The 204-nt window shown below is 40.7% G+C and carries 1 pseudogene; it reads left to right on the top strand.

What is annotated here, in order from left to right:
* Window positions 1-204, top strand: a pseudogene (locus FFR48_RS28820) (IS982 family transposase); the annotation flags it as partial.

Genomic DNA, 204 nt, shown 5'->3' with positions numbered 1-204 from the left:
TGTCAAGTTAATTGAGTCAGAAAAGTACCGGGGTTACATAGCATCGAAAAAAAGATACTTCTATGGTGTGCGAGTCCAATTATTAACAACTAAAACGGGAATTCCTGTGGAATTTGTATTTTTACCTGGGAGTGCCAATGATGTACGTGGGTTAAATGCCTTACCCCTAAATTTACCCCCAGGGAGCGAAATTTATGGCGATGC

This window comes from Sphaerospermopsis reniformis (genome assembly GCF_005402885.1).
GTDB lineage: Bacteria > Cyanobacteriota > Cyanobacteriia > Cyanobacteriales > Nostocaceae > Sphaerospermopsis > Sphaerospermopsis kisseleviana.
This window is presented reverse-complemented; position numbering and strand designations above follow the sequence as displayed.